The sequence below is a fragment of the Beijerinckia sp. L45 genome (genome assembly GCF_009765775.1).
Taxonomy (GTDB): domain Bacteria; phylum Pseudomonadota; class Alphaproteobacteria; order Rhizobiales; family Beijerinckiaceae; genus RH-AL1.
On sequence record NZ_LMUU01000070.1, the window covers coordinates 11,739 to 35,922 of the forward strand.

Sequence of the window (24,184 nt, forward strand, 5' to 3'; positions counted from 1 at the left end):
GGTGAAGATTATACCACGATAAGGTCACTACTTTAACAGGATCCTTCCAGCCCCGATACTCGTCTCCACCACCAACCTGGAGACTCCCATGCGCATCTTCCTCACCGGCGCGACCGGTTTCGTCGGCTCGGCCATCGTGCCCGAGCTCATCGAGGCCGGGCATCAGGTTCTCGGCCTGACGCGGTCGGACGCCGGCGCTGCGGCGCTCGTCGCCGCCGGCGCCGCCGTGCATCGCGGCACGCTCGAAGATCCTGCCAGCCTCGCGGCCGGCGCGGCCGAGGCGGACGGCGTGATCCACTGCGCCTTCGACCACGACTTTTCCAATTTCGTCGCCAACTGCGAAAAAGACCGCCGCGCCATCGAGGCGCTCGGCGCGGCGCTTGCTAAATCCGACCGACCGCTGGTCATCACCTCCGGCCTCGGCCTGGGAATTGCCGGGCATGGGCAGCCCGCGACCGAGGACGTGTTCAACGCGAACCACCCCAATCCCCGCGTCGCCTCGGAACTGGCCGGCGCGGCGCTGCTGGCGTCGGGCGTCAACGTCTCGGTGGTGCGCCTGCCTCAGGTGCACGACACGACGAGGCAGGGACTCATCACCATTTTCGTCGCGATCGCCCGCGAGAAAGGCGTCTCGGCCTATCAAGGCGACGGTCTCAACCGCCTGTCCGCCGCGCATGTCTCCGACGTGGCGCGGCTCTACAGGCTGGTGGTGGAAAAGCGCGAGCCGGGCGCGCGTTATCACGCGGTGGCCGAAGAGGGAATCGCGGTCAAGGACATCGCCGCGGTGCTCGGCCGCGGCCTGAACGTGCCGGTGGTATCTTTGACGCCTGAGGAGGCCCCCGGGCACTTCGGCTGGATGTCCGCCTTCGCCGGCATGGATCTTTCGGCATCGAGCGCGCTGACGCGGGCGGCGCTAAACTGGCATCCGACGGGTCCGGGGCTGATCAGCGATCTCGAGGCGATGAATTACGCGGTGTGATGGTTTGCGTTGATCCGTATTGATTGCGGATCTTGACGCCGTCATTGCGAGCGAAGCGAAGCAACCCAGGGCAATCTGCTGCTAGTCGGAGTAGCGGCCCCTGGGTTGCTTCGCCTTCGACTTGCAATGACGGCGAAGGCGCCTCCGGGCCAAGGATCGTTTGGGCTCAATCCAGCGCCGCCACCGGCACCTGCGCCGTGCTGCGCGTGGCCAGTACGCCGTAGGCGGCGCCGGCAACGACCAGGGCGACAAGCGCCTCGCCGTATTGCGGCATCCAGATATGGAAGATCACCGCGACGCCGGAGCCGAGCGCCCAGGCGACGAACGCCGGGGTGCGGTAGGCCATCGACCCGCGCAGGCTGGTGGCCTTGCCGAGCACCAGCTGGTCCATGATGATGATCGCGCCGATCGGCGGGACGAAGATGCCGAGCAGGCTGAGCCAGTACGGGAACAACGTCCAGATGCCGGCCGCCGCCGCGAGGCCCCCGAGGATGCCGAGGATCAGCGTCAGAATGCGCATCCGGCTCTTGAACAGATGGCTGTAGCCGACCGCGCCGTTGTAGAGGCAATGCGCGCAGACCGAACCGAGATTGACGAAGACGAAGAGCACGGCGAGCGTCGACAGGAGCGGCCCGTGGCCGGTCAGCAGCGGCATGAAGTCGCCGCCGTTGTGGATCGGATCGACCGCACTGCCCGCGGCGACGATGACGCCGCCGAACAGGAAGGCGATGGCGTTGGCGATCGGGAAGGCGGTGAAGGAGGCCAGCGCCGCCTCCTTGCCGTTGCGCGACCAGCGGGTGAAATCCGCAGTCATCGTGCCGGCATCGGCGAAGCCGGCGATCACTAGGCTGACCGCGCCGCCGAAGGTCATGTCCTTCGCGGTGCCGGCATAGCTCCAGATGTTGTCGATGCCATGCGTCTCGGCGGCGATGACCAACGAGATGATGCCCATGACGATGAAGAACGGCGCCGCGATGAGGCCGACGATCGACAGCGCGCGGATGCCCAGAAACGTCGTGCCCATGAACAAAAGCGTCGCGATCAGGATGACAAGCGTCGCGTTCCAGCCGAAGGCGGTGTGCATGGTCTGGCCGGTGAGGCCGATCTGGAACGCGTACCAGCCGACCACCAGCGTCGACAACAGCGCGCAGGCGACGACGTAGCCGCTGGTGCCGAACGTCTTCTTGCCCTGCATCGCGAAGTTCAGGCCGGTCGACCCTGCGATGTAGCTCAGGCCGCCGACATAGGCGCAGAGGATGAGGTTGCCGACGATGATCGCCGTGGACCCCGCGATGAAGCCGAGGTTGAGGACGATGATGCCGCCGAACACGGCCTGGGTGAGCACCATCGGGAAGCCGAACCACACGGCGGCGACGGACGCCAGCGAGCGGCGTCGTGCCATCGGAACCGGTTCGTGCTCGAACTCTTCCCCGAGCGCGCCGTCGACCAATTCGCCTTCATGCTCAACAAGACTGCTCATCGCATCCTCCGCAACCGGATTTCTGACCTTTGTTCCTAACGAAGAAGTTGCGGTTTGACTTGTCTCGACGCGCCCTTTGACTTGTCGATTCTGTATATCGTTCTTGGGAATGATTGAATTTGCGGCGTCATGCTTATAATGTGAAAGCAAACTGCATCGATGCCGCGCTGTTTGATGAACAACTAGCCCGCGCCGGCGGCGGTAACGCGGTTGTGATATTTGCCGGACTTTGCATCATGAAGCAAAGGCATTCAGGTCGCGCGCGACACTGGCGCCATGTGGGCGCGACAAACACATCGAGGCTTGGCGATCGCATCCCGCGTGGTCTAAGCGTCGGCGCGGCAGGTCTGAGCTGCCAATGCCACCCATTTGAAGGACAGCCGACCATGGATGATTTCGCGGTATTCGAGGCCAGGAATTTCGCGCTCCAGAGCGGCGGCCAGCTGCCGGTGGCAAAACTCGCCTATGCGACGCAGGGCACGCTGTCGCCGGCCGGCGACAATGTCGTGCTGATCCCGTCCTGGTATTCCGGCACGCACCGCGAATCCGCGCTGTGTCTGGTCGGCGACGGCCGGGCGATCGACCCTGCCAAGCATTTCGTCGTGACGACCAACCTGTTGAGCAACGGCGTCTCGTCGTCGCCGAGCAACACGCCAGCGCCCTTCGAGGCGACGCGCTTCCCGCGCACCACGCTCCACGACAACGTGCGGCTGCAGCACATGATGCTGACGGAGGTGTTGGGCGTCGAACGGATCAAGCTCGTTGCCGGCTGGTCGATGGGCGGCTGCCAGGCCTATCAGTGGGGCGTGCAATATCCCGACATGATGCAGGCGATCGCCCCGCTCAACTGCTCGGCGCGCACCGGCAACTACAACAAGGTGTTTTTGCTGGCGCTGCGTCGCGCGCTGGAGCTCGACCCCGTGTTCAATGATGGCTTCTACACCCGGCCGCCGCTGCGCGGTCTTCACGCCTTCGCCGCGATCTACGCAGGCTGGGGCTTTTCCGAACCGTTCTTCCGCACCGAGGCCTACCGCCAGTTCGGCGCCGACAGCAGCGAAAGCTTCATCGAACGGTTTTGGGAGCCGGCCTTTCAGCATCACGACGCCAACGATCTGCTGGCGCTGCTGCAGACCTGGTTCGAGGGCGACATCAGCGCCAATGCCGTCCACAACGGCGACTATGCAAAAGCGTTGAGCTCGATCAAGGCGCGGGCGATGGTGATGCCCGGCGAACACGACCGCTACTTTCCGCCCGTCGACAGCTTTGCCGAAGTCAGCCACATGCCAAACGCCGTGTGCCGCCCGATCCCGTCGATCTGGGGCCACATGACGGTTTGGAACGACGAGGACCGGCAGTTCATCGATGCCGGCTTGCGCGAGGTTATGGCGGGGTAGGAATTGCATAGCAAGCGACGCTTGCGAGCGCGGTTGGGCGCCCCCTCGGTTGCTTCGCTTCATTTGCAATGACGAACGGGGTCGCGTCCGTCGACGGGTGCGCGCCGGCCGTTTGTCCCCATACGAATGGCAACGATCTGCCGAGCGTCGCGAAGGCGGCGCTCAAACGATACGGTCGCGTCGTCGAAGACATGCGCGCGGCCGTCGCGCGCCGATCACGAGCAGAAGCGGTCGCGAGGGCCGGCCCCGCCGCGAACCGGACGCCAAGGCCGCGATCGGGCCCCCATGTCCGATCGCCCCGATCCCGGACGCGGCCGGCCTTGGTCTCCCGGTGCACGGGGTTTATGATCGTCGTGGCGTCCAGGCTCGCATCGAGCGGGCCCGGAGGCCGAGCGAGGGCCGATGCGCTGTCATCGTCCGGCGACTTCGGCTCCAGTCTGCGTCGCCGCCCGCCGACTTCGGGCCGTTTCCACGTCAGCGACCGGCGACTCGAAACCGCGCGGATGTCGCCGAGCGGCGTCTTGGCCATTGCCGACAAAACCCGGCATCCGGTTCACCTCGCGTCAATCTCGCGCGCGCATGATGGCTGTGGAGCGCCGCGGGTCGGCGGCGGAGCTGTCTTTCGTTGAACGCACTCACCATCCAGGGCCTGACCAAAAGCTTCGGCCGGCCCGCGGTGCGCGGCCTCGATCTGAGCCTGCGCGCCGGCGAGTTCTACGCCTTGCTCGGCCCCAACGGCGCCGGCAAGACAACCTCGCTGCGCATGACGGCGGGCCTGATGCAGCCCGACTCCGGATCGATTTCCATTTTTGGAATCAATGCCTTGGCCAATCCCGTCGAAGCCAAGCGGATCACCGCCTGGGTCTCCGACGAGCCGATGATCTACGACAAGCTGACGCCGGTCGAATACCTCGCCTTCGTCGCCGGGCTCTGGCAGATCGCTCCCGCGGCGGGGCAGCGCAATACCGAAGCGCTGATCGATCTGCTGGGTCTCGCCCCCCACGCCCACGAGCGTTGCGAGGGGTTTTCCAAGGGCATGCGGCAGAAGGTGGCGCTCGCCGGGGCGCTGGTGCACGATCCAAAACTCATCATCCTCGACGAGCCGCTGACCGGGCTCGACGCCGGCTCGTCGCGCCAGGTCAAGAACGTGCTACTGGAGCGGGTTGCGGCCGGCTGCACCGTGCTGATGACGACCCACATCCTCGAGGTGGCGGAGCGGATGGCGCAGCGCATCGGCATCATCGCCGAGGGTCGGCTGATCGCCGAGGGCACGCTCGACGAGCTGCGCGCCCAGGCCGGCCCCGGCCATGACGGACAGACCAGCCTCGAGGACGTGTTCATTCAGATGGTCGCGGACTCGGCGGCCGCCGCTTGAGCGCGCCCGGCACGCTGCTTTGGTTCATCCGCCACGAGGTCCGCCTCGCCTGGCGCGATGCCTTGATGATGCTGCAGGGCGGCCGCCGCCGCCGGGCGTGGTGGGCGGCGCTCGCGGTGGCGATCTTCGTCACCATCATGCATGCCATCGCCTACCGGGTGCTGGCGCCTTCGATGGACCTGCTGCTGCAGCCGGACAAGGCGTTTCTCGTCGCCGTCACCGGGTCGATGGGGCTGGTGTGGCTGCTGCTGCTGTCGCAGGGCATGGAGACGGCGACGCGCGGGTTTTACGCCCGCGCCGATCTCGATCTGATCCTGTCGTCGCCGGCCTCGTCGCGCCGGCTCTTCGCGGTGCGCATCGGCGCCATCGCCGCGACGACCGCCGCGATGGCGCTGCTGCTGGCCGGCTCGGTCATCGACGTCATGGCCTATCTCGGCGGCCCGCGCTTCCTGATGGCCTATGGCGTTCTCGCGGCGATGGGAATTACCGCCGCCGCGACCGCCGTGGTCGCGACCGCCCTGTTGTTTCGCATCGTCGGGGCCAAGCGCACCCGCCTGCTCGCCCAGATCGTCGCGGCGGTGGTCGGGGCCGGGTTCGTCGTGGGCATCCAGGCCGTCGCGATCCTGTCGAACGGCAGCATGTCGCGGCTTGTCGTGTTTCAGTCGCCGGCGTGGATCGCCGCGGCGCCCGATCTCGACAGCGCCGCCTGGTGGCCGCTGCGCGCGGCAATGGGCGACGTCCGCCTGCTTGCCTTCCTGCTCGCGGGCGCCGTGACCCTGCTCGGCCTGACCATGGTATTCGCCGCCGGCGCCTTCGCCCGCAACGCCCTGCTCGTCGCCAGCCTGCCGCAAGGCAAGACCGCCGTGGATCGCAAAACCACATCGTTTCGCCCCCGCTCCCAGGCCGCGACGCTGCGGCGCAAGGAGTGGACGCTGCTGCGCCGCGACCCCTGGCTGGTGTCGCAGAGCCTGATGCAGGTGCTCTACCTGCTGCCGCCGGCGCTGATGCTCTGGCACATCTACGGATCGGACGGCAGCAAGGTGGTGACGCTGGTCCCGGTCCTGGTAATGGCCGCGGGCCAGCTCGCGGGCGGCCTCGCCTGGCTGGCAATCTCGGGCGAAGACGCCCCCGACCTCGTGGCGACCGCACCCGTCAAGCCGCGCGCGATTTTACGCGCGAAGATCGAAGCCGTGCTGCTCGCCGTCGCCCTGCCCCTGGCGCCGCTGGTGCTGGGCCTCGCCTGCGTGTCGCTTTTCGTGGCCGGCATGACGATTTTGGGCGCGGCACTCGCAGCCGCGGGCGCCAGTGTCGTGCAGCTGATCTTCAAGACGCAGGGCAAACGCTCGAATTTCCGCCGCCGCCAGACCGCATCGCGTATCGCCACCTTTGCCGAAGCCTTCGTCTCGATTTCGATCGCCGCAGGCGCCGGTCTCGCCGCCGCCGGCCTGTGGCTTGCCGTGGTGCCGATCGCCGCGGCGGCGGGGATCTTATTGGCGTCGCACGCGATAGCCCGCCCGGGCCGGTAGCATGGGCGGCCGCAAAGGCCGGCGCGTTGTGCCTGTGCTGCGCAGGCCGCACGCCCTTGCAGCCGACCAGCGGCATGCTGGGTTCGGCCGCCGGATACGATTGCCGCCAACGGCCGGGAAACCAACGCGCCCCGACCGCACCTCGGCATAAGACAATAGTTTCCAGATTATCAAAACAACTCGAATAATACTTGCCTGCGATCAATTTGGATACTGCGATCATACTCATCTATTGAATATGCATATAACAGTATAATTATCGTCCTATGCAGTTGTCTGTAAAAAATTAATCTGATTAAAACGCTTCGCGATCTAAATGCCGGCAGACGCTCCGCTAGCTCGTGAAAGTCCCCCAATGGCCAACGAAACTGTTTTTACCTTCACCAGCGTGCCACTCAATACACTCGGCTTGCTTCCGCTTTCCAATTATTCAGGCGCTGTCCTGGTGAACTACAACACCGGAACGGTGACGGGCAGCATCACGGTTGCGCCCATTTTGAACCTTGGTCTGACGACCTATACGAGCTTTACGATTACGCAGGGCCTCGGCGGATCGTTCACGATCACCGGCACCGGACTGACTGCTTCACTCGTCTCGAGTACGATCACCATCCAATACACCGGCGCGGTCCCCACGACCGTCAACACGCAGTACAATGTCCTCGGTGTGGAGACGGGCACAGGCACGGGTGGCGCGATCACGACCGCCGCCGCGCTCGAACCGAGCGTCGTGCCCGAGACCGCCTCGGTGATCGCCGGTGCGACCGTGACGGCCACCGCGGCCAATGGGGCGCTGCAAGGCGATAGCGATCCCAACGGCGGCACGCTCAGCGTCACGTCCGTGACCTCCGGCGGCACGACGGACCCGATCACGGCAGGCGGCAGCGCGACGATCGCCGGGACCGACGGGACGCTGACGCTCAATTCCGACGGCAGCTACAGCTATGTGGCCAGCAACGGTCTCGCCATCGTGTCGGCGGCCGACGGGTCGCCGATCACGGATACGTTTTCCTACGTCGTCAACGCCAGCGGCGGCGCATCCTCCAACTCGTCCGCGGCCTTTACCGTGGGGCTCGGAGCTGCCGGCATCGAGGCGGTAGCGAACCTGTCCGATGCCACCGCACCGGCTCGCTTTCTCAATCTCGGCGCCACGCGCATGAACGTGACGCAGACCACGGCCGGCACCTATTCCGGCGTGATCCGGGACGGGTCGAGCGGCAACGTCGGTGGCATCCTGTCGGTCTCGGGCACGGCCGCCCTCACGTTGACGGGCGTCAGCACCTACACTGGAAAAACAGCCGTCTTCGGCATCCTCAACCTCGGCTCCGGAAGCTCGATCGCGGCCAGCCGCGACGTGAAGATGAATTTCGGCGGAGTCTTCGACATTTCGGGCGATGACCAGCTCAATGGCGTGACGATCGGCAAGCTCAAGGGTCCCGGTGGCACCGTCGAACTCGGAAGCCGGATTCTGATCGTCAATCCGACAACCGCGGGCGAGTTCGACGGTGTCATCACCGATGGCGGTGCCAGCGGCGGCGTCGGCGGCGCGCTGAAAATCGACGGGACGGCGCCGTTGCTGCTGACCGGCGTCAGCACCTATACCGGCAAGACCGCCCTGTTCGGCACCCTGGAGCTTGGCGCCGGAAGCTCGATCGCGGCCAGCAAGAACGTGAAGATGAATGCCGGCGGCGTCTTCGACATCTCGGCCGATACCGGCGGTGCCACGATCAAGAAGCTCAAAGGCCTCGGCGGGACGGTCGAACTCGGTGCCCAGACCCTGACGGTCAACACCCCGACGAACGGCGAGTTCGACGGCACGATCACCGATGGCGGCATCGCCGGCGGCACGGGCGGCGTCTTGAACCTGGCCGGCGTCGCTGGCATGCTGCTCACCGGCAGCAGCAGCTACAGCGGCGGCACCATTCTCAACGGTGGCACCTCGTTGGAACTCGATGCGGCTAATGCTGCGGGCACCGGGGCCATCACCTTCAACGGCGCGGCCACCCTGAAACTCGATGCGCCGGCTTTGACGCCGGTGTCGGGTTCGGTGTCGAATTTCGGCAATGTGATCGCAGGCATGGGCACCGGCGATGCGGTCGATCTCGCCAGCCTGGCGTTTTCGCCCGGCAGCACGGCGACGTACAGCAACGGCGTTCTCACCACGACGGCGGGCGGCAACAGCGTGACCCTGCACCTCACCGGGGTCAACGCGGGAACACAGTTCGCGGCAGCGGCCGACGGGACCGGCGGGACCGTGATCACGCAGACGGCGGTCACACCCGGGGCCTTCGTGTTCACGCAGGCCCCGACCCCGGGTGCCGGCTCGGACGCCTCGAGTGGCGACCTCGCGCCGTCGCCGGCGACGACGATGGCCGATGTGTTGAACACACCGACCAACAGCGCCTCCAGCGCCTTCACCCCGCCGCCGCCGGCGCCCCCGGTCGCACAGTTGGCGGCGTCGCATGCCTGAAGGTCGCCAACCCTGACCCGGTGGGGTCGCACCGCATTGAAAATCGAAAGGGCGTCCTCGGGACGCCCTTTTGCCGTTCCTGTCCCTAGATGGACGGAAGGTTTAGGCATGGACGATTCGCCCCAGCGCATGCAACTTCGGCGCGTGCAGCGTCATGACGTCCACGATGTAAGTGCAGAACAAAAGTTAGGCAGAAAACGGTTGAACGATTGTTGCTTCGCCAAGTTGTGAACAAGACATCACTTAGCGAAGATTGGATTTTCAATGCTCAAACATTTGTCTGTTATCGGCGGTACGGCTGCGTTGCTTTTCGTTGGGATGACATCGGTGCAGGCGCAAGAGCGCAGCCCCGGCGACACCAACGTGCGAGCGCTGGAAGCGCCGGCAGACGTTCGGGGCAAACAGATTAGGGCTCAGAGCCCTGACAGCGCGATGACCAATGGCACCACGAGCCCGAAAGCCGTCGGCGAGCAAGGCGCAGCACCGACCGGACCGGCCGCGAGCAGCGTCGGCAAGTAATACGCCGGACGAAGTCGTAAAACCTAAGGCGCCCAGCTTAGCAGCTGCGGCGCCTTTTTCCGTTCGACGCAAAGGCTGACGGCAGGCCATCGTGCCTTTGGGCGAGGGAATCGGCGAACGTTGCTATCGATCGTCCGCGATGACGTTTGCCGCTTTTACAGCGTTGAAATATCGGTATGATCCTAGCAAGCTCCCGCCGCCGACGGAACAAGGAAGGGCCGTATTGTAGCGGCGCCAAGGGCGGCAACATTGATTGCAAAGGCGCCGTACGCCAAGGACACTGTTACGTTACAACAATCATCTAGGTGAAGGACAGCTGGGTATTCATTCAGGATCCGCCCATGGGATTGACCCGCAGCGCGATCGAAGCGATGGCGCCCGACCAAAGCGCGCTGACGGCCGCGTCGGCGCTTCTGAAGCCGGCAAAATGGCCGGTGCGTGCGCGCTCCGGCGGCCTGATCTAGGGCGAATGCCAGGGCTCCGGCGCGAACCCCTATCGCGTGGTCGCCGATACGCAGGACCAGGGATCCAAATGCACCTGCCCGTCGCGCAAGTTTCCCTGCAAGCACGCGATCGCCTTGATGTGGCTGTTCGTGGAGGACGCCGCCCCCTTCCAGGATGCCGACAGCCCGGCCTGGGTGAGCGACTGGATGGGACGACGGCGCACCGGCGCCGCATCGGCAGCATCCAAAGGCGCGGGTGAAACCAGAAGCCTCGATGCCGCGCGCGAGGTGACGGTCGAAGCGCCGCTCGATCCAACGGCGCAAGCGCGCCGGGAAGCCGCCGCGGCAAAGCGAGCCGAGGAGACGCGCCGCTCCGTTCGCGCCGCCACTGACGACCTCGATGGATGGATCGCCGATCAACTGCGCACGGGGCTTTCCGGATTCTTGAGCGAGCCGGGCGAGCGATGCCGGAGCATCGCAGCCCGCCTCGTCGATGCCAAGGCCGCCACGCTGGCGAGCCGCGTCGACGAAATGCCGTCACGCCTGTTGGCCTTGCCGCCCGAAGAGCGCATCGACGGCGCGATCGCGGAGTTCGGCAAGCTTGCCTTGCTCACACGCGCCTGGCGCGCGGCACCGGATGATCCGGATCTGCGGCGCGACGTCATCGCCGCGGAAAGCCGCGACGAGGTTCTCGCCAATGCCGACGCACCGCGCGTGACCTCGCTGTGGGAGGTGCTCGGCGAGCGGGTTCTGACGCGGCGGGACGGCCTGGTGAGCCAGGCCACATGGCTGATGAACCTCGCGCCCGATGCAAAGCAGCGGTTCGCACTCCTGCTCGACTTCTTCCCGGTCTCGGCCGGACGGCGCGCCGCCGCCTTTGTCTTCGGCGAGCGCTTCACGGCAGAGCTTGCCTTCTATCCAGCCGCGGCTCCACTGCGATCGGTCATCGTCAAGCGCGACGGAAGCACGGATGCGCCAGGTGCCTGGCCGGACGCCGCCGCCGATCCATTCGCTGATCTGGCCGAACAGGCGCTGGCCACCCCCTGGCGGATCGAAACCCCAGTGCTTTTGCCCGAAAGACGCCTTTGCGTCGAGGCCTCGGGCCACGGGTGGTGGCGTGAAATTGACGGCGTCGCCATCCCCCTGCGCGGCGCGCCGCCGACGCTGGCGGTCGGCGCAACCCTCGAATGCGCGGCCGGCGTCTGGGATGGGGCTCGGCTCTCGCTGATCGCCGCGCGCACCAATTGGGGAAGGCTCGGCTTCGATGCATGAGCTCGAAGCCGCGCTGGCGCAGATCCGGGCCGCCTGGATCGCCGGGCGCCCGGCGCTCGACCATTGCCCGGCAGACTGGCGCGGCATCGTCACGGGCAAGCATCCCGAGGTTGCGCTGGCGTCGCTGGCGGGACATGCGACATCGGTTCTCTTTCGCACCGCGCCGAGCACCAGCCTTAAACCGCGGCCACTGTTGCCGGCGCTCGCCCTACCCGTGATGGCGGAGGTGCTACGTCCGCGCTTCCGTCGCATCTTGATAGCGCAGAAGGACGGGTTCTCCGTCGAGCGGCCCCTGATCGATCTGATTGCGGCTCGTGGCTATTGCATGCACCCCGCGGATTGGATGCCATCGCCACGCGATGATTGGGCGCCCGACCTTTATGCGCCGTGGCTGGACTGGGTGCGCGCCGAGACCAAGGTCGAGCCTGCATGCACCGCACTGTCGATCGACACCTACGAGCGCTGGTCGTGGGCCGAACGGCGCGCCGCGCTCGCGCACCTGCGCAACGCCGATCCCGCAGCGGCGCTGACGATCATCGCGGCGAAAGCGGCATCTGAACCGGCGGAGCGGCGTCTGCGTCTGCTGGAAATCCTCGACATCAAGCTCGCCGAGACGGACGCGGCCTTTCTCGAAAAGCTCGCCACCGACCGCTCCGAGCGCGTCCAGGCGATCGCGCGGACCTATCTCGCACGGCTCGGGCGGCCCCTCCACACCGACGATTTGGCGACCGAACTGGGCGGGATGGTGGAGTGGGGCAGGGTCGGCCTGATCCATCGGCGCACACGCCTCGTCATCAAGCCGTTGAAGACACCGGTCCAGAGCGCGCGACGGCACGAGCTGTTCAGGCTGGTGAGCCTGGGCGATCTGGCGCGGGCGCTCGGCGTGTCCGAGACGCGACTGGTCGAAGCGCCGCCGGACGGCGCGGCCGACGGTATCGATGCCTTCGTCCAGATGGTCGCAACGACGGGCTCGGACGCCGCGTGGCGCGCGCTGCTGGACGGCATCCTGGCGAACGCATCCTGTCCCATCGGCTGTCTCCGCGCGCTCGCACCGCGTCTGTCCGCCGCGGAACGGCGGGCGATCCTAGCAAAGATCATAGCACGCGACGACGAAGGGCTTGGCACGACGCTGGCCGTAGCGGGACGGCAATTGGGCCTGGTGCCGTTGTCGGTCCTGCAGGCCGCACCGGCCTATGCATCGCTGAGGAGCCTGCTCGAAAGTGCCGGCAACGGTGCCGACACGCGGCGCCCGCCCGACAATGCCAGGCTTGCCGCTGCGCTCAATCGCATCGGACTTTTGCTCGACGCCCCGGGCGCCGCCGAGATGGCCGCCCGCGTCGCGAGCTGGGGACTGTCTCCCGCGGACCCGAAGTTCGATCTGCTGCACCTGAACGCCGCCCTCGCCACGGAGACGATATCGTAACCGACGCCCTGCGCCTTCCCGCCGAACAGACCTACGCCTCGGAGCTTGACGCGCTGCGGGCGGATCCGGCCCCGCGCCCGCAGGGCTGGAGCATGGCGCCGCGCGCGGTCGCGACGTATCTCCTCGGCGGCAAAGCCCTCGACGGCACGGCCGTCAGCGCCAAGTATATCGGCGATAGACGCTTGATCGAAACCGCCATCGCCACGCTCGCGACCGATCGCGCGCTGCTTCTGCTCGGCGTGCCGGGAACCGCGAAGTCGTGGGTCTCCGAACATCTGGCCGCGGCGATCAGCGGCGATTCTACGGTCGTGATCCAGTGCACCGCCGGCACCGACGAGAACCAGATCCGCTACGGCTGGAACTACGCGCAATTGCTGGCGCATGGGCTGTCGCGTCAGGCCCTGGTGCCGACGCCCCTGCTCCGCGCCATGGAGGGCGGCAAATTGTGCCGGCTGGAAGAGCTGACGCGCATGGGGTCGGACGTCCAGGACACCCTGATCACGGTTCTCTCGGAAAAGATGATGCCGGTCCCCGAATTGAACGAAGCTGTCTACGCCAGACGCGGTTTCAATGTCATCGCGACGGCCAACAATCGCGACAAAGGCGTCAACGAGCTCTCGTCCGCGCTGAAGCGACGGTTCAATGTCGTGGTCCTTCCCCTGCCCGACGATATGGAGCAGGAGATCGCCATCGTCACGCGGCGGGTGGGCGAGATGGCCTTGAGTCTCGACCTGCCGGCGCCGAAGAACGTCGCGCAGGAGGTCGCGCGCGTCGTGGCGATCTTCCGCGAGTTGCGCGGCGGCGCGACGCTCGATGGCCGGATCACCCTGAAAACGCCGTCCGGCACGCTTTCGACGGCCGAAGCCATTGCCGTCATGGTCGGCGGTTTGAGCCAGGCGACGTACTTCAACGACGGCCGGCTTTCGGCCGAAGGCGTCGCGCCCAACATGATCGGCGCCATCGTAAAAGATCCGGTGCAGGACAAGACCGTGCTCGAGGAATATCTCGAAACCGTCCTGAAGAAGCGACCGGACTACGCCGAGTATTACCGCATGCTGGTCGACCTGGTCTGACGCACCGTGGCCGCGGCACTCCAGATCTTCGGCATCCGCCACCATGGTCCCGGGTCCGCGCGTCGGCTCCTGGAAGCGCTCGACGCCTTGCGCCCTTCGACAGTTTTGATCGAAGGCCCCTCCGATGCGTCCGAGCTTCTGCCGATGCTGGCCGACGCGGCGATGGTGCCGCCCGTCGCGCTCCTGACCTATGCGGTCGATGAGCCCGCGCGCGCGATCTTCTGGCCTCTTGCGGCCTACTCGCCGGAATATCAGGCCGCGTGCTGGGCAGCACGCAACGGCGCCGCCGCACGCTTCATCGATCTGCCGGCGAGTTGGCGTCTTGCGTCAGAGGCACCGCCCTCCAAGGCCGCCGACGACGGCGCCAAAGAGCCCGATCCTGCCCGGGACGATCTGCTGGAACGCGATCCAATCGGCGTGCTCGCCGCGGCCGGCGGCTATCAGGACGGCGAGAGCTGGTGGCGCGACGTGATCGAGGAGAATTCCCGGCCCGGCCCGGTGTTCGCGGCGATCGCGGACGCCATGACGGCGCTCCGCGAGGCCGCACCACCCGTCCACGGCCTCGAAGCGGCGCGCGAAGCGCATATGCGGCTCGAAATCGCCAAGGCGGCGAAAGACACCGAGGGCGCCGTCGCCGTCGTCTGCGGCGCGTGGCATGTGCCGGCACTGCAGCAGAAGGCATCGGCCGCGGCCGATCGCGCGCTGCTGAAGGGCGCGCCAAAGCAAAAAATCGCCGCCACATGGGCGCCGTGGACGGCGCCGCGCCTCGCCTTCGCCAGCGGCTATGGCGCAGGTGTCGCAGCCCCGGGTTGGTGCGCGCATTTGTGGGATCGGCCCCGTGCCGCAATCGTCACGAGCTGGTTGGCAAAAATCGCGGCGGCCTTGCGCGACGAGGGCCATCTGGTTTCGACCGCTTCGCTGATCGAAGCCGAGCGGCTTGCCGTTGGTCTCGCGGCGCTACGGGATCGCCCCGCGCCCGGCTTCGAGGAATTGCGCGAAGCGGCGGTCGCGTGCCTGTGTTTCGGCGAAGCCCTCGTCTGGGACACGATCTCACGACGCGTGCTGATCGGGGCCGACGTCGGTTACATCCCCGACGATGTGCCGCTCGCGCCCTTGCTCGAGGATCTGCAGCGGGAACAGAAGCGCCTGCGGCTGAAGCCTGAGGCGCTCGAGCGCGACCTCGCCATCGATCTGCGCAGCGAGAGCGGGCTCGACCGGTCGACCTTGCTGCACCGTCTGGTGCTTCTCGACGTGCCTTGGGGCAGGCTGACCGACGCGGGCCGCAGCCGCGGCACCTTCCGCGAGCGCTGGATGTTGCGCTGGGAGCCGGAATTCGCGGTCCAGCTGGTGGAAAACCTGGTCCATGGCCCGACCATCGCGCAGGCCGCTGCCGGGCGCCTGCGTGGAGCGTTCTTGCAGGCGAGCGACCTCAAGACTTTGGCGGATCTGGTTTTGGCCGCGCTCACCGCGCGTCTGCCCGACGCGGTTGCGAGCGGCATCGGCCGGCTCGAGCGGCGCGCGGCACAGACCAGCGATTGTGCCGAACTGCTCAGGGCGCTCCCGCCGGTGGTCAACACCGTGCGCTACGGCCAGGCGCGGGCGACCGACGCGGCGCAGATGGAGTTTTTGCTGGCACGCATCCTGGTGCAAGGCGCGCTGGCGCTGCCTTATGCCGCGCGGGGGCTGGACGCCGCAAGCGCCAGCGCGATGCGTGATGTCGTCCGCGGCGCCGACACGGCGGTGACGCTCGCGGCGATCGGCGGAGCGGAGCGCGCGGCCTGGCACGATGCTCTGCGCGCCATCATGCGGGATGCGCAGGCCACGCCGCTTCTGGCCGGCGCTGCGGCAAGCCTTCTTTACGAAGCGGAGGCATTTCCGCCGGACGAGGCGACTCTCCTGCTCGGCCGCGCACTTTCGCCAGGCCGGGCGGTGGCGGACGCGGCGGGTTTCTTTGAGGGCTTCTTCGACGGCGGCGGCGCGCGTCTGATCCACGACCAGGGCCTGCGCAATGCCGTGGACCGGTGGATGCTCGGCCTGGAGGCGGATGTGTTCGTCGAGCACTTGCCGCTCTTCCGCCGGGCCTTCTCGACCCTCGATCGCATGCAGCGCAGACGGCTGCTCGACGCGCTGTTCGGTCGTGCTGCCGTCGGCCTGCCCGGGCGCAGCTTGGCGCCGGATGCGGCAACGATCTGGCCGCGCCACTCGCGCGCATCAGCGCACTGTTGTCGGCGAGGCTGGCCGATGACTGAAGACCGCGACCGCCGTTGGCGCCTCGCGCTTGGCGGCGAGGACGAAGCTCTAAGCCAGGCCGACCAACGCCTTTCCGGTGCTTTGACGGCGCTATATGGCGAAGGCAATGCCGACGACAAGAAACGCAGGGGCGGCTTGGGCGCCTCGGCGCCCCATGTCGCACGCTGGATGAGCGACATCCGCGCCTACTTCCCGTCGCCCGTGGTGCAGATCGTCCAGAAGGATGCGTTCGATCGCCTGGGCCTGCAGCGCATGCTGCTGGAGCCGGAATTCCTCGCGGCGGTCGAAGCCGACATCAATCTCGTCGCAAACCTCATCGCCCTTCGCAACGTGATGCCGGAGAAGACGAAGGAGACGGCGCGGCACGTCATCGCGAAAGTGGTGGCCGCGTTGATGGAACGGCTGGAGCGCAAGACCGCGGAGGTGTCGCGCGTGACCGTGCACCTTGTCCAGCTCGGCCGACAGCGACAGTAGCCCTCGTCCAGCGGAACGTAATTGCGGCCGCTCCGATGGTGGCGTCTCCTCAATCGCATTCTTGATCGATGCGTGGAGCCTGGATAAAGGCGCCTCGCGTAGCACGACATCCCCCATCCGGCACACATCGTAGGGTAAACATCATGGCTGCCATGCACGCTCTCAGTTCAACTTATGAAGTTGTCGGCGGCCCTGCGATCGGGACGACCTCGACGGCGCTGTTGCCGGCGCTCAGCATGTTGCGAGCCGCCAAGACGGAAGCCGCTGTAGCCGAGGCGATCGAGATGATTCCTCCGCATCTGCTCCCACCGCTGATCGACCATTTGGCCGCGCGTTGGACGGTGCCCCGCTACACGATCGGCGCGCTGATTCGGACCCTAGGCGATGAGGACATGGTGGCGGCGTTCGGTGCTCATGGCGCAGCCGCATTAGCTGAAAGATTTAACCTCACAAAGTCCTGACAGAAATCGACAACTTAATAATCCGAAGCAGCATAACTTAGGTGACGACGATCCATTTGTTGCTTGAGATTATGTAATACGAAGTGTAATGACATGACAAAAACGCGACAAACCTTCGGTTGACGGGGTCATTATTTGCATGTTTCTTGGCTTCATTAACCACGCGATCGGAGACATGCCCATGAAAAAGACCACGACTTCCTACAACGCCGAACCGTTCACGTTCGCGAACTACCTAGCGCTGAACGTCGCCGCAGACGCAGCCTTTTTACGGGAGGATGGCAATGAGACCGACCGCCTCGGCGAGCTTGAGATCGAATGCCTTGAAGGGCTCGCCGCTCAGTCCGCCACGTCCAGCGCTCACGCGCTCGACCTGATCCGCACGGCGCAGTTTCAGAAACGAGCATGGGATGATGAACCTGCGACAGCACTTGCGATCGAGGCATCATTAGGAGGCGTCATCGCCAACCTTGAACTTTGCCGCTTCGGCGTAGTGGATGAGGTAGCGTTATGGCGCGGCGTGCGGGCAGCCGAGTCGATTGATCACGATGACATGGGGAGGTTGCTGCGAAACGCGCTGGCTTGGCTTGCTCCGAAGGGACGCGGTTATGCAGTCGTGACAGCGTCGGAGCGCGGGTGCCATTTAGAGCTTGATGCGCAGGTGCCTCAAACCACCGCGGCGGCGATGCTCTCGCTGGCGCAGGCGCGCATCGATATCCGCTAAGACCGGGTGGCGGGAGGCTTGGCTGCCCGCTCGGCCTTTTTCTTCCGTAGGGCAAGCTTTGCTTCTTTGGCGCGGCGTTTCTCCGCCACATCGTCGTCATAGGCCTGCATCCAGTCGATCGGTGGCGGGTTCGCGTCCGGACTGAGGCTGTCGATCCACTTGTCCAATTGCTTCACGTCGTACCGGAGCATGCGGGTCCCAAGCTCGATCGGGCGCACGTTGCAGAGTGTGGGGAAGGCAGCCTCGGACAGGCCGCAGTAGGCGGCGGCTTGTGCCTTGTTGAGAAGCCGTGGTGTAACGTTCAAGCCGTCTCCCTCCTCTTACGATGGATTTTACGTGCTTAAGATAAAGACCAAGACAGATCTAAATCTGCTGATCAAGCGCAGATTAGCAGAAAGCCTAACCCTGGAGTTTAAATCTTCACCAGCTTTGTCGAAAGACAATAATGCAAAGAACGAATTTGTAAAAGACGTTACCGCACTTGCCAATTCAGCGGGCGGGCAAATAATATATGGTTTAGTGGAAAAGAATGGTGAAGCTGATCATTTAGATGGCGGCGTAGATTCATCCATCGTTAGCGAGGAATGGATTAGTCAAGTTATCGATACAAATTCGTCCCCAAGAATACAAGGTTTGTCGATCGAAAAAATTAAAATCGATAAAAAAAATCCAAATTTAGTGGCTTATGTTCTTACGGTTCCGCAAGCGACATCTTTTGCGCCTCATCAAAATTCTATAGACAAAAAATACTATAAACGCTTTGAAATGCGGTCTGTACCTATGGCTGACTACGAGATCAGGGACACCCTCCAGCGAGGTCAAGCCCCGAACCTAGTGGCCAAAATATCGTTGGGCAACGCCGACGAAATGTTGCGCCACGAGACTTCGACGCAAATCTTTACGCTGTATGTTGCCATCGAAAACCTATCGATTCAAGCGTCTCTTTACAGCCTATGGGAAATAAATATCGATGCAAGGTTGGAGTTGATAAGCAACGGTTCTTGGAATGTTATAAATACGAAGGTATTTGGAGAATATAGGTTACATGCTTTGCAAAAAAGATTGATGGTTCCTCAGGATTTCCCTCTAGTTCAAGGCTCAAATATGACGTTTAGTCCAGCTGAAATAACAGTGAGGATACCAAATAGATTCTACGGTCATGCTGAGAGTTTTTTGATTGGATATCATGCTTTGTGTCCCGGATTTAGTAATAGCCGGTATAAAACACTGACAATGGCGAATATGAATGTCATCCTTTCCAGCTATTTCGATAACTCCACAAGCAGCCCCTAAGCTCGTTATATCGGACAAAGTTGGTAAATTTCGTTGTCTCCACTCCCTCAGACAGCAGCAGCGATCAACTAACTTCCCGCAGCGCTCGCATAGCGGCCGGCATGTCGGGCGGCTTCGGGCTGCCTACATCAACAAAGTGTGCGCCGCATCCTTCTTTGAACGGATGGCGTTGGCGGCCCCACATAGCGCAATCGCACGATAGATACCCGAGTAGCGTCGCCATATAGATCTCAGAGCCACACTTCGCCGCGAGACGTGCAAGCCAATACTGCCCTTGCCTGGCGCATCGTGAGCAGCCAAACCGAACGACGACATAAGGATACTGAGCGAGCGGTGCTATGTCCCGAAGTAAAGAGAACACGGGGTTCGCGTCGAGTATCGTTTGCGAATCGATCGCTAGTGCTTGCTCGATGCTGATGGCACTATCGTCCGGCAAACTTACGAGGTCTCAATGAAGGGCATCACAGCTGCTCCGATCCCCGCTACACGAACACGCAACCTTTGGGTTGCCGCCATCGCGTTGATGTTAAGCCTTGCGTTGGTCGCTGCGGCCGCCACGCCGAGCAAAGAATGCATGGAAGTCCCCGGCGACTTCAACTCGGACTTTTCCAGTGATTTTGAAACAAGCCGGACGCTGTGTGACCGGGCCTCAGTCCTTCGCTTGTTGCTACGACGAATCGAGCGGGCGATGGCATCGCTGCTGTAGCGAATCTACGAGGTCCAGTCGGCTATGAGGCGTCCTGTCTACCTTCCGCCATGAACCAACGAAATTTTGCTAGAACAGCTTCGCTTATGTCCGCAAATTCGAGCTCCAGCTCGAACACGTTATCATCAGCGACCCGCGTCCCCTTTGGAAAGACAGTGATCTCGTTGTCCTTGAGCCAGTCCTTGAGACGATCTGAATCGTCCCAATCATCTCGGCTTACCCAGACAGTAGGGAAATCCCGGATCGGTGCTGAGTTCGGCATCAGAGTTACCCGGAAGTTACCCGCAGAGATCTGCAGATGTCAGTTAAGTGATTGATTTCATTGGTGCGCCCAAGGGGAATCGAACCCCTGTTTTCGCCGTGAGAGGGCGACGTACTAGACCGCTATACGATGGGCGCGGACCGGCCTTCGGGCCGGTTCGTGATCTATAGTCGGGGCTCCAGACGATGACAAGCCGCCTTCGATCTTTGTTCGACGCCAGTCGACATCCATGGCGACCGCGCTGCTTTGCCCCCACATGAGCCGCGCGAAATCCGCTATGCTCGGGGCATGACCATCGACACCATGTATCGAGCCGCCCCCATCCTGCCCCCGGCACCGACGCCGCGGGCGAGCCAGCTCGGGCCGTTCGACTTTCTCCGCACGCTGCGCCGCAATCCGATCGAGACCTGGACCGAGGCGCATTTCGAGCGGCCGATCCTCTCGGGGCGCGGCCTGCTCGGGATCGGTGCGGTGGTCAGCGAGCCCCGCGCGATCCGCCGCGTGCTGCTCGACAATGCCGCCAACTACCGCAAGGACGCGCTGCAGAAGCGCGTGCTGGCGCCCGGCCTCAGCAACGGCCTGCTCACCGCGGAGGACGACGCATGGCGCATGCAGCGCCGCGCGCTCGCCCCGCTGTTCACGCCGCGGATCGTCACCGGGTTTGCCGGCGCGATGGCGCGCAACGCCGAGGCGCTCGCCAGCCGCTGGAGCCACCTGCGTCCCGGTCGCGTCATCGACGTGCAGCAGCACATGGCACGGGTGACGCTCGACATCTTGGGCGAAACGATTTTCTCCGACGGGCTCGAGCGCGATCCCGACGAGTTCATGGCAGCGATGAGCCATTTCTTCGCGACGATCGGCACGCTCGACCTGTTCGACCTGCTCGATTTTCCGGACTGGGTGCCGCGCCTCGCGCAACTGCGCAGTCGCTCCTCGATCAGCTTCTTCGAGGCCGCGGTCGATGCCATCATCGATCGACGAAAAGCGCTCATCGCCCGCGACGAGCCGGCGCCCGACGATCTGCTGACCCTGCTGCTTCGCGCCCAGGACCCGCAGACCGGCACCGGCCTCAGCGACACCGAGGTCAAGGCCAACATCGTGACCTTCATCGCCGCCGGCCACGAGACCACGGCCAATGCGTTGACCTGGGCCCTGTTTCTTCTCTCGCTGTCGCCGGAGTGGAGCGCGCGCCTTTGTGTCGAGGCGGAGCAGGAGCTCGACGGCCCCGTGACCGGCCTGGCCGAGCGGCTCGTCGAGACCCGCGCGGTCATTGAGGAAGCGATGCGGCTCTATCCGCCGGTGGCGAGCCTCAGCCGCGAGGCCATCGGCCCCGACGATCTGTGCGGCCGGCGCATCCGCAAGGGCGCGCTGGTGGTCATCTCGCCTTACGTGCTGCATCGCCATGCGCTGCTGTGGAACAGGCCCAACCACTTCGATCCCAGCCGTTTTCTTCCGGGCGCGCGGGAGACGATCGACCGTTATGCCTACCTTCCCTTCGGGGCCGGCCCGCGCATCTGTATCGGCGCCGCTTTCTCGATCCAGGAGGCGGTGATCGTGCTGGCGACCCTGATGCGGCGCTTCGACGTGCGGCCGGTCCCGGGCCATATTGTCGAGCCGATCCAGCGCATCACGCTTCGCCCCAGAGGCGGCATGCCGTTGATCCTGCAGCCGCGAAACGGCATGGCATAACCCAGCGTCTTCGGGTTGACCGCTACATTGGATCAGCTCTAAGTGCCGCAATAGACACGGTCAGCAAGCCTGACGACGGAAGAAAGAACAGAAGCATGAAGGGCGAGCCCAAAGTCGTCGAGTACCTGAATCGCGGCCTGCGCAGCGAGCTCACGGCGGTCAGCCAGTATTGGCTGCATTTCCGCATGCTCGACAATTGGGGCTATCTCGACCTTGCAAAGTTCTGGCGCAAAGAATCGATCGAGGAGATGAACCATGCGGATCGCTTCATCGATCGCATTCTGTTCCTCGAAGGATTCCCCAATCTGCAGGAGCTCGATCCTCTCCACATCGGCCAGAACGTGCAGGAGATCATCGAGTGCGATCTCGGCGCGGAACTCGGCGCCCGGGCGCTGTACCTCGAAGCCGCGCAATATGCGGAATCGGTCAACGACCGCGTGACCAAGATCCTCTTCGAGGAACTGGCGAGCGACGAAGAAGGCCACATCGACTTCCTCGAGACGCAGCTCGACCTGATCTCGCAGGTCGGCCTTCAGCTCTATGCGCAGCGCCACATCGGTGGCCTCGGCAAGATCGAGCCGGAAAAGTAGCGCCAAGCCTCGCGGCCCGCACACGTGATCGGTCGGGTGGTCTCACCCGGCTGACTTCTCGTTTTTTAAGCAGATGCGGTCAGCCCGCGGCGGCGACCAGCTCGAGCGCCTCGACCGCCGGGTGATGACGCTCATGGCGCTCGGCGCTCGACATCGGGCAGGCAGCGCCGCACGCCGTCGCGCAGCTTGCATGAACTTCGCCCAGCGCCTGATCGAGAATGGCGCGAATGGTCCGGGCGCAACGCCCGCATTTCGGGCTGCAGCCGAGGCACTGGTAGACCTGCGCGGCGGTCCGCGGACAGGACGGTCCGGGTCCAAGGCACGCCCGCACCGCGCCATCCGATAAAACGTTGCAAGAACAAACGATCATGGAACTACACGTGCCCGCTGCGCTGGCCCAAGAGCCGGCCGCAAAGCGCGCCCGCTACTTTAGAACCATTAAAAACTCCAACCATATCAGCACTTTAGCCTGATCGGTCGCAGTTGGCAACATCCGCGGCGCATGCCGGAGTCGCGGCAGACGCGACGGGCGAAACTGCCCTGCGATCAATATGATGGTGGATCAGGTGCGCTTCAGGTGGGGGTTACAAGGCCCGCATCGGCCGGCGTGGCGGCACGCTCGCGAGCGTCCGGATGGGCGGCCCGCGTCATCTCGGCGACCGCCAGCCCAAGCTCGTGGATGCTGACGCGAAGCGCCGCATCATCCTCGCCGCGCTCGCTGACAAGGACAGCGGTGCCATTGCTCCGGCGCGCGGCGTCGAGAGCGCCGCGCAGGCCGGCGTTTTCGGCCTGCAACGCTTCGAGCTTTTCGAGACCGGCGCGGCCATCGCCCCGTGCGCGCTCGGCCTGCAAACTGTTTTGCAGATGAATGCTTTTTTCCCGCTCCTTCGCCTCCTGGGCGGCGGCTTCGAGCGCCGTCTCCAGCGCGCGGATGCGGATCCGCGCCTTGTCGAGATCGCCTTCAAGCGTCAAGTTGCTCTGCGCCAGGGAGGCCGCCTGCGCCGCCTCGCCCGCCAAGCGCTTGCGGAGATTGTCATGCGCCGTCTGCATCGCGCCCGTCTGGCTGGTGAGGAGATCGCGTTCTTCGACGAGAACCTCGGCGTTTTGTTTCGCGGCGTCGAGCTGCCGCGCCAGGGCCGCACGGGCCCGCTCCGCATCCTCGATCGTCATTTCGAGACCCATGGTTCGCGTGTGCAAGCCGGCAACGGTGGTCCGACGCTCCTCGGCCAGCGCCTCGACGGCGTCGTGGTCGCGGCGCAACAGGTCGAACCTTGCGCGATGACTGTCAACGTCGGCATAGGCATCGTGCAAGGCAATCTGCAGCGCGCCGCGCTGGGCATCGTGCGCCCGCACATCGCGCTCGAGATTAGCGATCACCTTGTCTTGCGCCCGCTCGATCGCTTCAAGCGCCGCGACCTGGTCGGCCAGGGCCGCGCTCTGGACCGCGCGGCGCCCAAGCTCGGCCATATCCTGCGCCTTGCCATCGCGCACCCGTTCCATCGCCTGCTCGAGCTTGCGGCGTTCGACCGCAAATTCGGCGCGAAGATGATCGCGGTCGGCAAGGATTTCCTGCATCGACACAGGAATCTGCGCCTGCAGGCGATGCCGCGTCAGCCGCAGCGCGCGCGCCCAGAGGACCGGCATGAAGACGAGCGCGAGCAGCCCCGCAACCACGCAGCCAAGCCCGAAATAAAGTCCTTGTTCAATCACAACCGAGGCCAGGCGAGGACAGAAGCAGCGTCGACTATGCCACGAGCGGCAAGCCGGAGCCAAGCGCCATT

22 protein-coding genes and 1 tRNA gene are annotated in these 24,184 nt (G+C 64.6%); 17 read left to right on the forward strand and 6 right to left on the reverse strand.

Annotation, left to right across the window (positions count from 1 at the left end):
• Window positions 1-88 precede the first annotated feature (88 nt).
• Window positions 89-979 carry an SDR family oxidoreductase gene (locus GSQ79_RS07285; protein ID WP_158808062.1) on the forward strand — a complete coding sequence of 297 codons (891 nt, stop codon included), beginning with the start codon at window positions 89-91 and terminating at the stop codon, window positions 977-979.
• A gap of 166 nt (window positions 980-1,145) precedes the next feature.
• Here the strand turns inward: GSQ79_RS07285 and GSQ79_RS07290 are convergent, their stop codons facing one another.
• The gene (locus GSQ79_RS07290; RefSeq protein WP_158808063.1) at window positions 1,146-2,459 is read right to left on the reverse strand and encodes a cytosine permease; all 1,314 of its coding nucleotides are present in this window, start codon (window positions 2,457-2,459) and stop codon (window positions 1,146-1,148) included.
• A 386-nt stretch (window positions 2,460-2,845) separates the two neighbouring features.
• Between GSQ79_RS07290 and GSQ79_RS07295 the strand changes: the two genes are divergently transcribed.
• The 12 genes from GSQ79_RS07295 (at window position 2,846) to GSQ79_RS07345 (ending at window position 17,863) form a co-directional block, all read left to right on the forward strand.
• Entirely contained in the window at window positions 2,846-3,853 is a 1,008-nt protein-coding gene (locus GSQ79_RS07295) for an alpha/beta fold hydrolase (protein WP_158808064.1), read from the forward strand.
• A gap of 625 nt (window positions 3,854-4,478) precedes the next feature.
• The gene (locus GSQ79_RS07300; protein WP_246725159.1) at window positions 4,479-5,228 is read left to right on the forward strand and encodes an ABC transporter ATP-binding protein; all 750 of its coding nucleotides are present in this window, start codon (window positions 4,479-4,481) and stop codon (window positions 5,226-5,228) included.
• A complete protein-coding gene (locus tag GSQ79_RS07305) occupies window positions 5,225-6,754 on the forward strand; it encodes a permease (protein WP_158808065.1) in 1,530 nt (509 codons plus the stop codon). The genes GSQ79_RS07300 and GSQ79_RS07305 overlap by 4 nt, the downstream gene beginning before the upstream one ends.
• A gap of 355 nt (window positions 6,755-7,109) precedes the next feature.
• On the forward strand, window positions 7,110-9,224 hold the full coding sequence (locus tag GSQ79_RS07310) for an S-layer family protein (RefSeq protein ID WP_158808066.1): 2,115 nt from the start codon (window positions 7,110-7,112) through the stop codon (window positions 9,222-9,224).
• Window positions 9,225-9,488: 264 nt separating this feature from the next.
• On the forward strand, window positions 9,489-9,743 hold the full coding sequence (locus GSQ79_RS07315) for a hypothetical protein (protein ID WP_158808067.1): 255 nt from the start codon (window positions 9,489-9,491) through the stop codon (window positions 9,741-9,743).
• Between the two features lie 341 nt (window positions 9,744-10,084).
• Window positions 10,085-10,207 (forward strand): hypothetical protein, encoded by a 123-nt coding sequence (locus tag GSQ79_RS30040; RefSeq protein ID WP_256378994.1) that lies wholly within the window; start codon window positions 10,085-10,087, stop codon window positions 10,205-10,207.
• A gap of 36 nt (window positions 10,208-10,243) precedes the next feature.
• Window positions 10,244-11,458: an SWIM zinc finger family protein gene (locus GSQ79_RS07320; RefSeq protein ID WP_246725160.1), complete on the forward strand. Its 1,215-nt coding sequence runs from the start codon at window positions 10,244-10,246 to the stop codon at window positions 11,456-11,458.
• Window positions 11,451-12,881, forward strand: coding sequence for a DUF5691 domain-containing protein (locus GSQ79_RS07325; RefSeq protein ID WP_158808068.1), 1,431 nt, complete (start codon window positions 11,451-11,453; stop codon window positions 12,879-12,881). The genes GSQ79_RS07320 and GSQ79_RS07325 overlap by 8 nt, the downstream gene beginning before the upstream one ends.
• Window positions 12,875-13,954, forward strand: coding sequence for an AAA family ATPase (locus GSQ79_RS07330; protein ID WP_158808132.1), 1,080 nt, complete (start codon window positions 12,875-12,877; stop codon window positions 13,952-13,954). The genes GSQ79_RS07325 and GSQ79_RS07330 overlap by 7 nt, the downstream gene beginning before the upstream one ends.
• A 6-nt stretch (window positions 13,955-13,960) precedes the next feature.
• The gene (locus GSQ79_RS07335) at window positions 13,961-16,678 is read left to right on the forward strand and encodes a DUF5682 family protein (RefSeq protein ID WP_210253033.1); all 2,718 of its coding nucleotides are present in this window, start codon (window positions 13,961-13,963) and stop codon (window positions 16,676-16,678) included.
• Window positions 16,679-16,821: 143 nt separating this feature from the next.
• Window positions 16,822-17,139, forward strand: a complete 318-nt coding sequence (locus GSQ79_RS07340) for a hypothetical protein (protein ID WP_158808069.1) — start codon at window positions 16,822-16,824, stop codon at window positions 17,137-17,139.
• A gap of 181 nt (window positions 17,140-17,320) precedes the next feature.
• Window positions 17,321-17,863 (forward strand): hypothetical protein, encoded by a 543-nt coding sequence (locus GSQ79_RS07345; RefSeq protein ID WP_158808070.1) that lies wholly within the window; start codon window positions 17,321-17,323, stop codon window positions 17,861-17,863.
• Here the strand turns inward: GSQ79_RS07345 and GSQ79_RS07350 are convergent.
• Window positions 17,860-18,168, reverse strand: coding sequence for an AlpA family transcriptional regulator (locus GSQ79_RS07350; protein ID WP_158808071.1), 309 nt, complete (start codon window positions 18,166-18,168; stop codon window positions 17,860-17,862). The genes GSQ79_RS07345 and GSQ79_RS07350 overlap by 4 nt on opposite strands.
• Window positions 18,169-18,199: 31 nt before the next feature.
• Between GSQ79_RS07350 and GSQ79_RS07355 the strand changes: the two genes are divergently transcribed.
• Together GSQ79_RS07355 and GSQ79_RS07360 are read left to right on the forward strand one after the other, a co-directional pair.
• Window positions 18,200-19,156 carry a helix-turn-helix domain-containing protein gene (locus GSQ79_RS07355; protein ID WP_158808072.1) on the forward strand — a complete coding sequence of 319 codons (957 nt, stop codon included), beginning with the start codon at window positions 18,200-18,202 and terminating at the stop codon, window positions 19,154-19,156.
• 451 nt (window positions 19,157-19,607) lie between these two features.
• Window positions 19,608-19,862, forward strand: a complete 255-nt coding sequence (locus tag GSQ79_RS07360; RefSeq protein ID WP_158808073.1) for a hypothetical protein — start codon at window positions 19,608-19,610, stop codon at window positions 19,860-19,862.
• Window positions 19,863-19,884: 22 nt separating this feature from the next.
• Here GSQ79_RS07360 and GSQ79_RS07365 read toward each other — a convergent pair whose 3' ends face one another.
• Both GSQ79_RS07365 and GSQ79_RS07370 read right to left on the reverse strand, forming a co-directional pair.
• Window positions 19,885-20,124 (reverse strand): hypothetical protein, encoded by a 240-nt coding sequence (locus GSQ79_RS07365; protein WP_158808074.1) that lies wholly within the window; start codon window positions 20,122-20,124, stop codon window positions 19,885-19,887.
• A gap of 61 nt (window positions 20,125-20,185) precedes the next feature.
• Window positions 20,186-20,261, reverse strand: a tRNA-Glu gene (locus GSQ79_RS07370).
• Window positions 20,262-20,412: 151 nt separating this feature from the next.
• On the opposite strand from GSQ79_RS07370, the gene GSQ79_RS07375 reads away from it, so the two are divergent.
• A complete protein-coding gene (locus GSQ79_RS07375) occupies window positions 20,413-21,813 on the forward strand; it encodes a cytochrome P450 (protein ID WP_174243169.1) in 1,401 nt (466 codons plus the stop codon).
• 95 nt (window positions 21,814-21,908) lie between these two features.
• On the forward strand, window positions 21,909-22,403 hold the full coding sequence (bfr, locus tag GSQ79_RS07380) for a bacterioferritin (RefSeq protein ID WP_158808075.1): 495 nt from the start codon (window positions 21,909-21,911) through the stop codon (window positions 22,401-22,403).
• Between the two features lie 79 nt (window positions 22,404-22,482).
• Here bfr and GSQ79_RS07385 read toward each other — a convergent pair whose 3' ends face one another.
• Together GSQ79_RS07385 and GSQ79_RS07390 are read right to left on the reverse strand one after the other, a co-directional pair.
• Window positions 22,483-22,773: a bacterioferritin-associated ferredoxin gene (locus GSQ79_RS07385; RefSeq protein ID WP_158808076.1), complete on the reverse strand. Its 291-nt coding sequence runs from the start codon at window positions 22,771-22,773 to the stop codon at window positions 22,483-22,485.
• Between the two features lie 203 nt (window positions 22,774-22,976).
• Complete coding sequence (locus GSQ79_RS07390) at window positions 22,977-24,113, reverse strand: hypothetical protein (RefSeq protein ID WP_158808077.1); 1,137 nt, start codon at window positions 24,111-24,113, stop codon at window positions 22,977-22,979.
• Window positions 24,114-24,184: the final 71 nt, after the last annotated feature.

Excerpts from the sequence above, each read along its gene's own strand:
- GSQ79_RS07285 (WP_158808062.1), top strand. The coding sequence starts at position 89 with ATGCGCATCTTCCTCACCGGCGCGACCGGTTTCGTCGGCTCGGCCATC.
- GSQ79_RS07290 (WP_158808063.1), bottom strand. The coding sequence starts at position 2,459 with ATGAGCAGTCTTGTTGAGCATGAAGGCGAATTGGTCGACGGCGCGCTC.
- GSQ79_RS07295 (WP_158808064.1), top strand. The coding sequence starts at position 2,846 with ATGGATGATTTCGCGGTATTCGAGGCCAGGAATTTCGCGCTCCAGAGC.
- GSQ79_RS07310 (WP_158808066.1), top strand. The coding sequence starts at position 7,110 with ATGGCCAACGAAACTGTTTTTACCTTCACCAGCGTGCCACTCAATACA.
- GSQ79_RS07315 (WP_158808067.1), top strand. The coding sequence starts at position 9,489 with ATGCTCAAACATTTGTCTGTTATCGGCGGTACGGCTGCGTTGCTTTTC.
- GSQ79_RS30040 (WP_256378994.1), top strand. The coding sequence starts at position 10,085 with ATGGGATTGACCCGCAGCGCGATCGAAGCGATGGCGCCCGACCAAAGC.
- GSQ79_RS07325 (WP_158808068.1), top strand. The coding sequence starts at position 11,451 with ATGCATGAGCTCGAAGCCGCGCTGGCGCAGATCCGGGCCGCCTGGATC.
- GSQ79_RS07340 (WP_158808069.1), top strand. The coding sequence starts at position 16,822 with ATGGCTGCCATGCACGCTCTCAGTTCAACTTATGAAGTTGTCGGCGGC.
- GSQ79_RS07345 (WP_158808070.1), top strand. The coding sequence starts at position 17,321 with ATGAAAAAGACCACGACTTCCTACAACGCCGAACCGTTCACGTTCGCG.
- GSQ79_RS07360 (WP_158808073.1), top strand. The coding sequence starts at position 19,608 with ATGAAGGGCATCACAGCTGCTCCGATCCCCGCTACACGAACACGCAAC.
- GSQ79_RS07365 (WP_158808074.1), bottom strand. The coding sequence starts at position 20,124 with ATGCCGAACTCAGCACCGATCCGGGATTTCCCTACTGTCTGGGTAAGC.
- GSQ79_RS07375 (WP_174243169.1), top strand. The coding sequence starts at position 20,413 with ATGACCATCGACACCATGTATCGAGCCGCCCCCATCCTGCCCCCGGCA.
- bfr (WP_158808075.1), top strand. The coding sequence starts at position 21,909 with ATGAAGGGCGAGCCCAAAGTCGTCGAGTACCTGAATCGCGGCCTGCGC.
- GSQ79_RS07385 (WP_158808076.1), bottom strand. The coding sequence starts at position 22,773 with ATGATCGTTTGTTCTTGCAACGTTTTATCGGATGGCGCGGTGCGGGCG.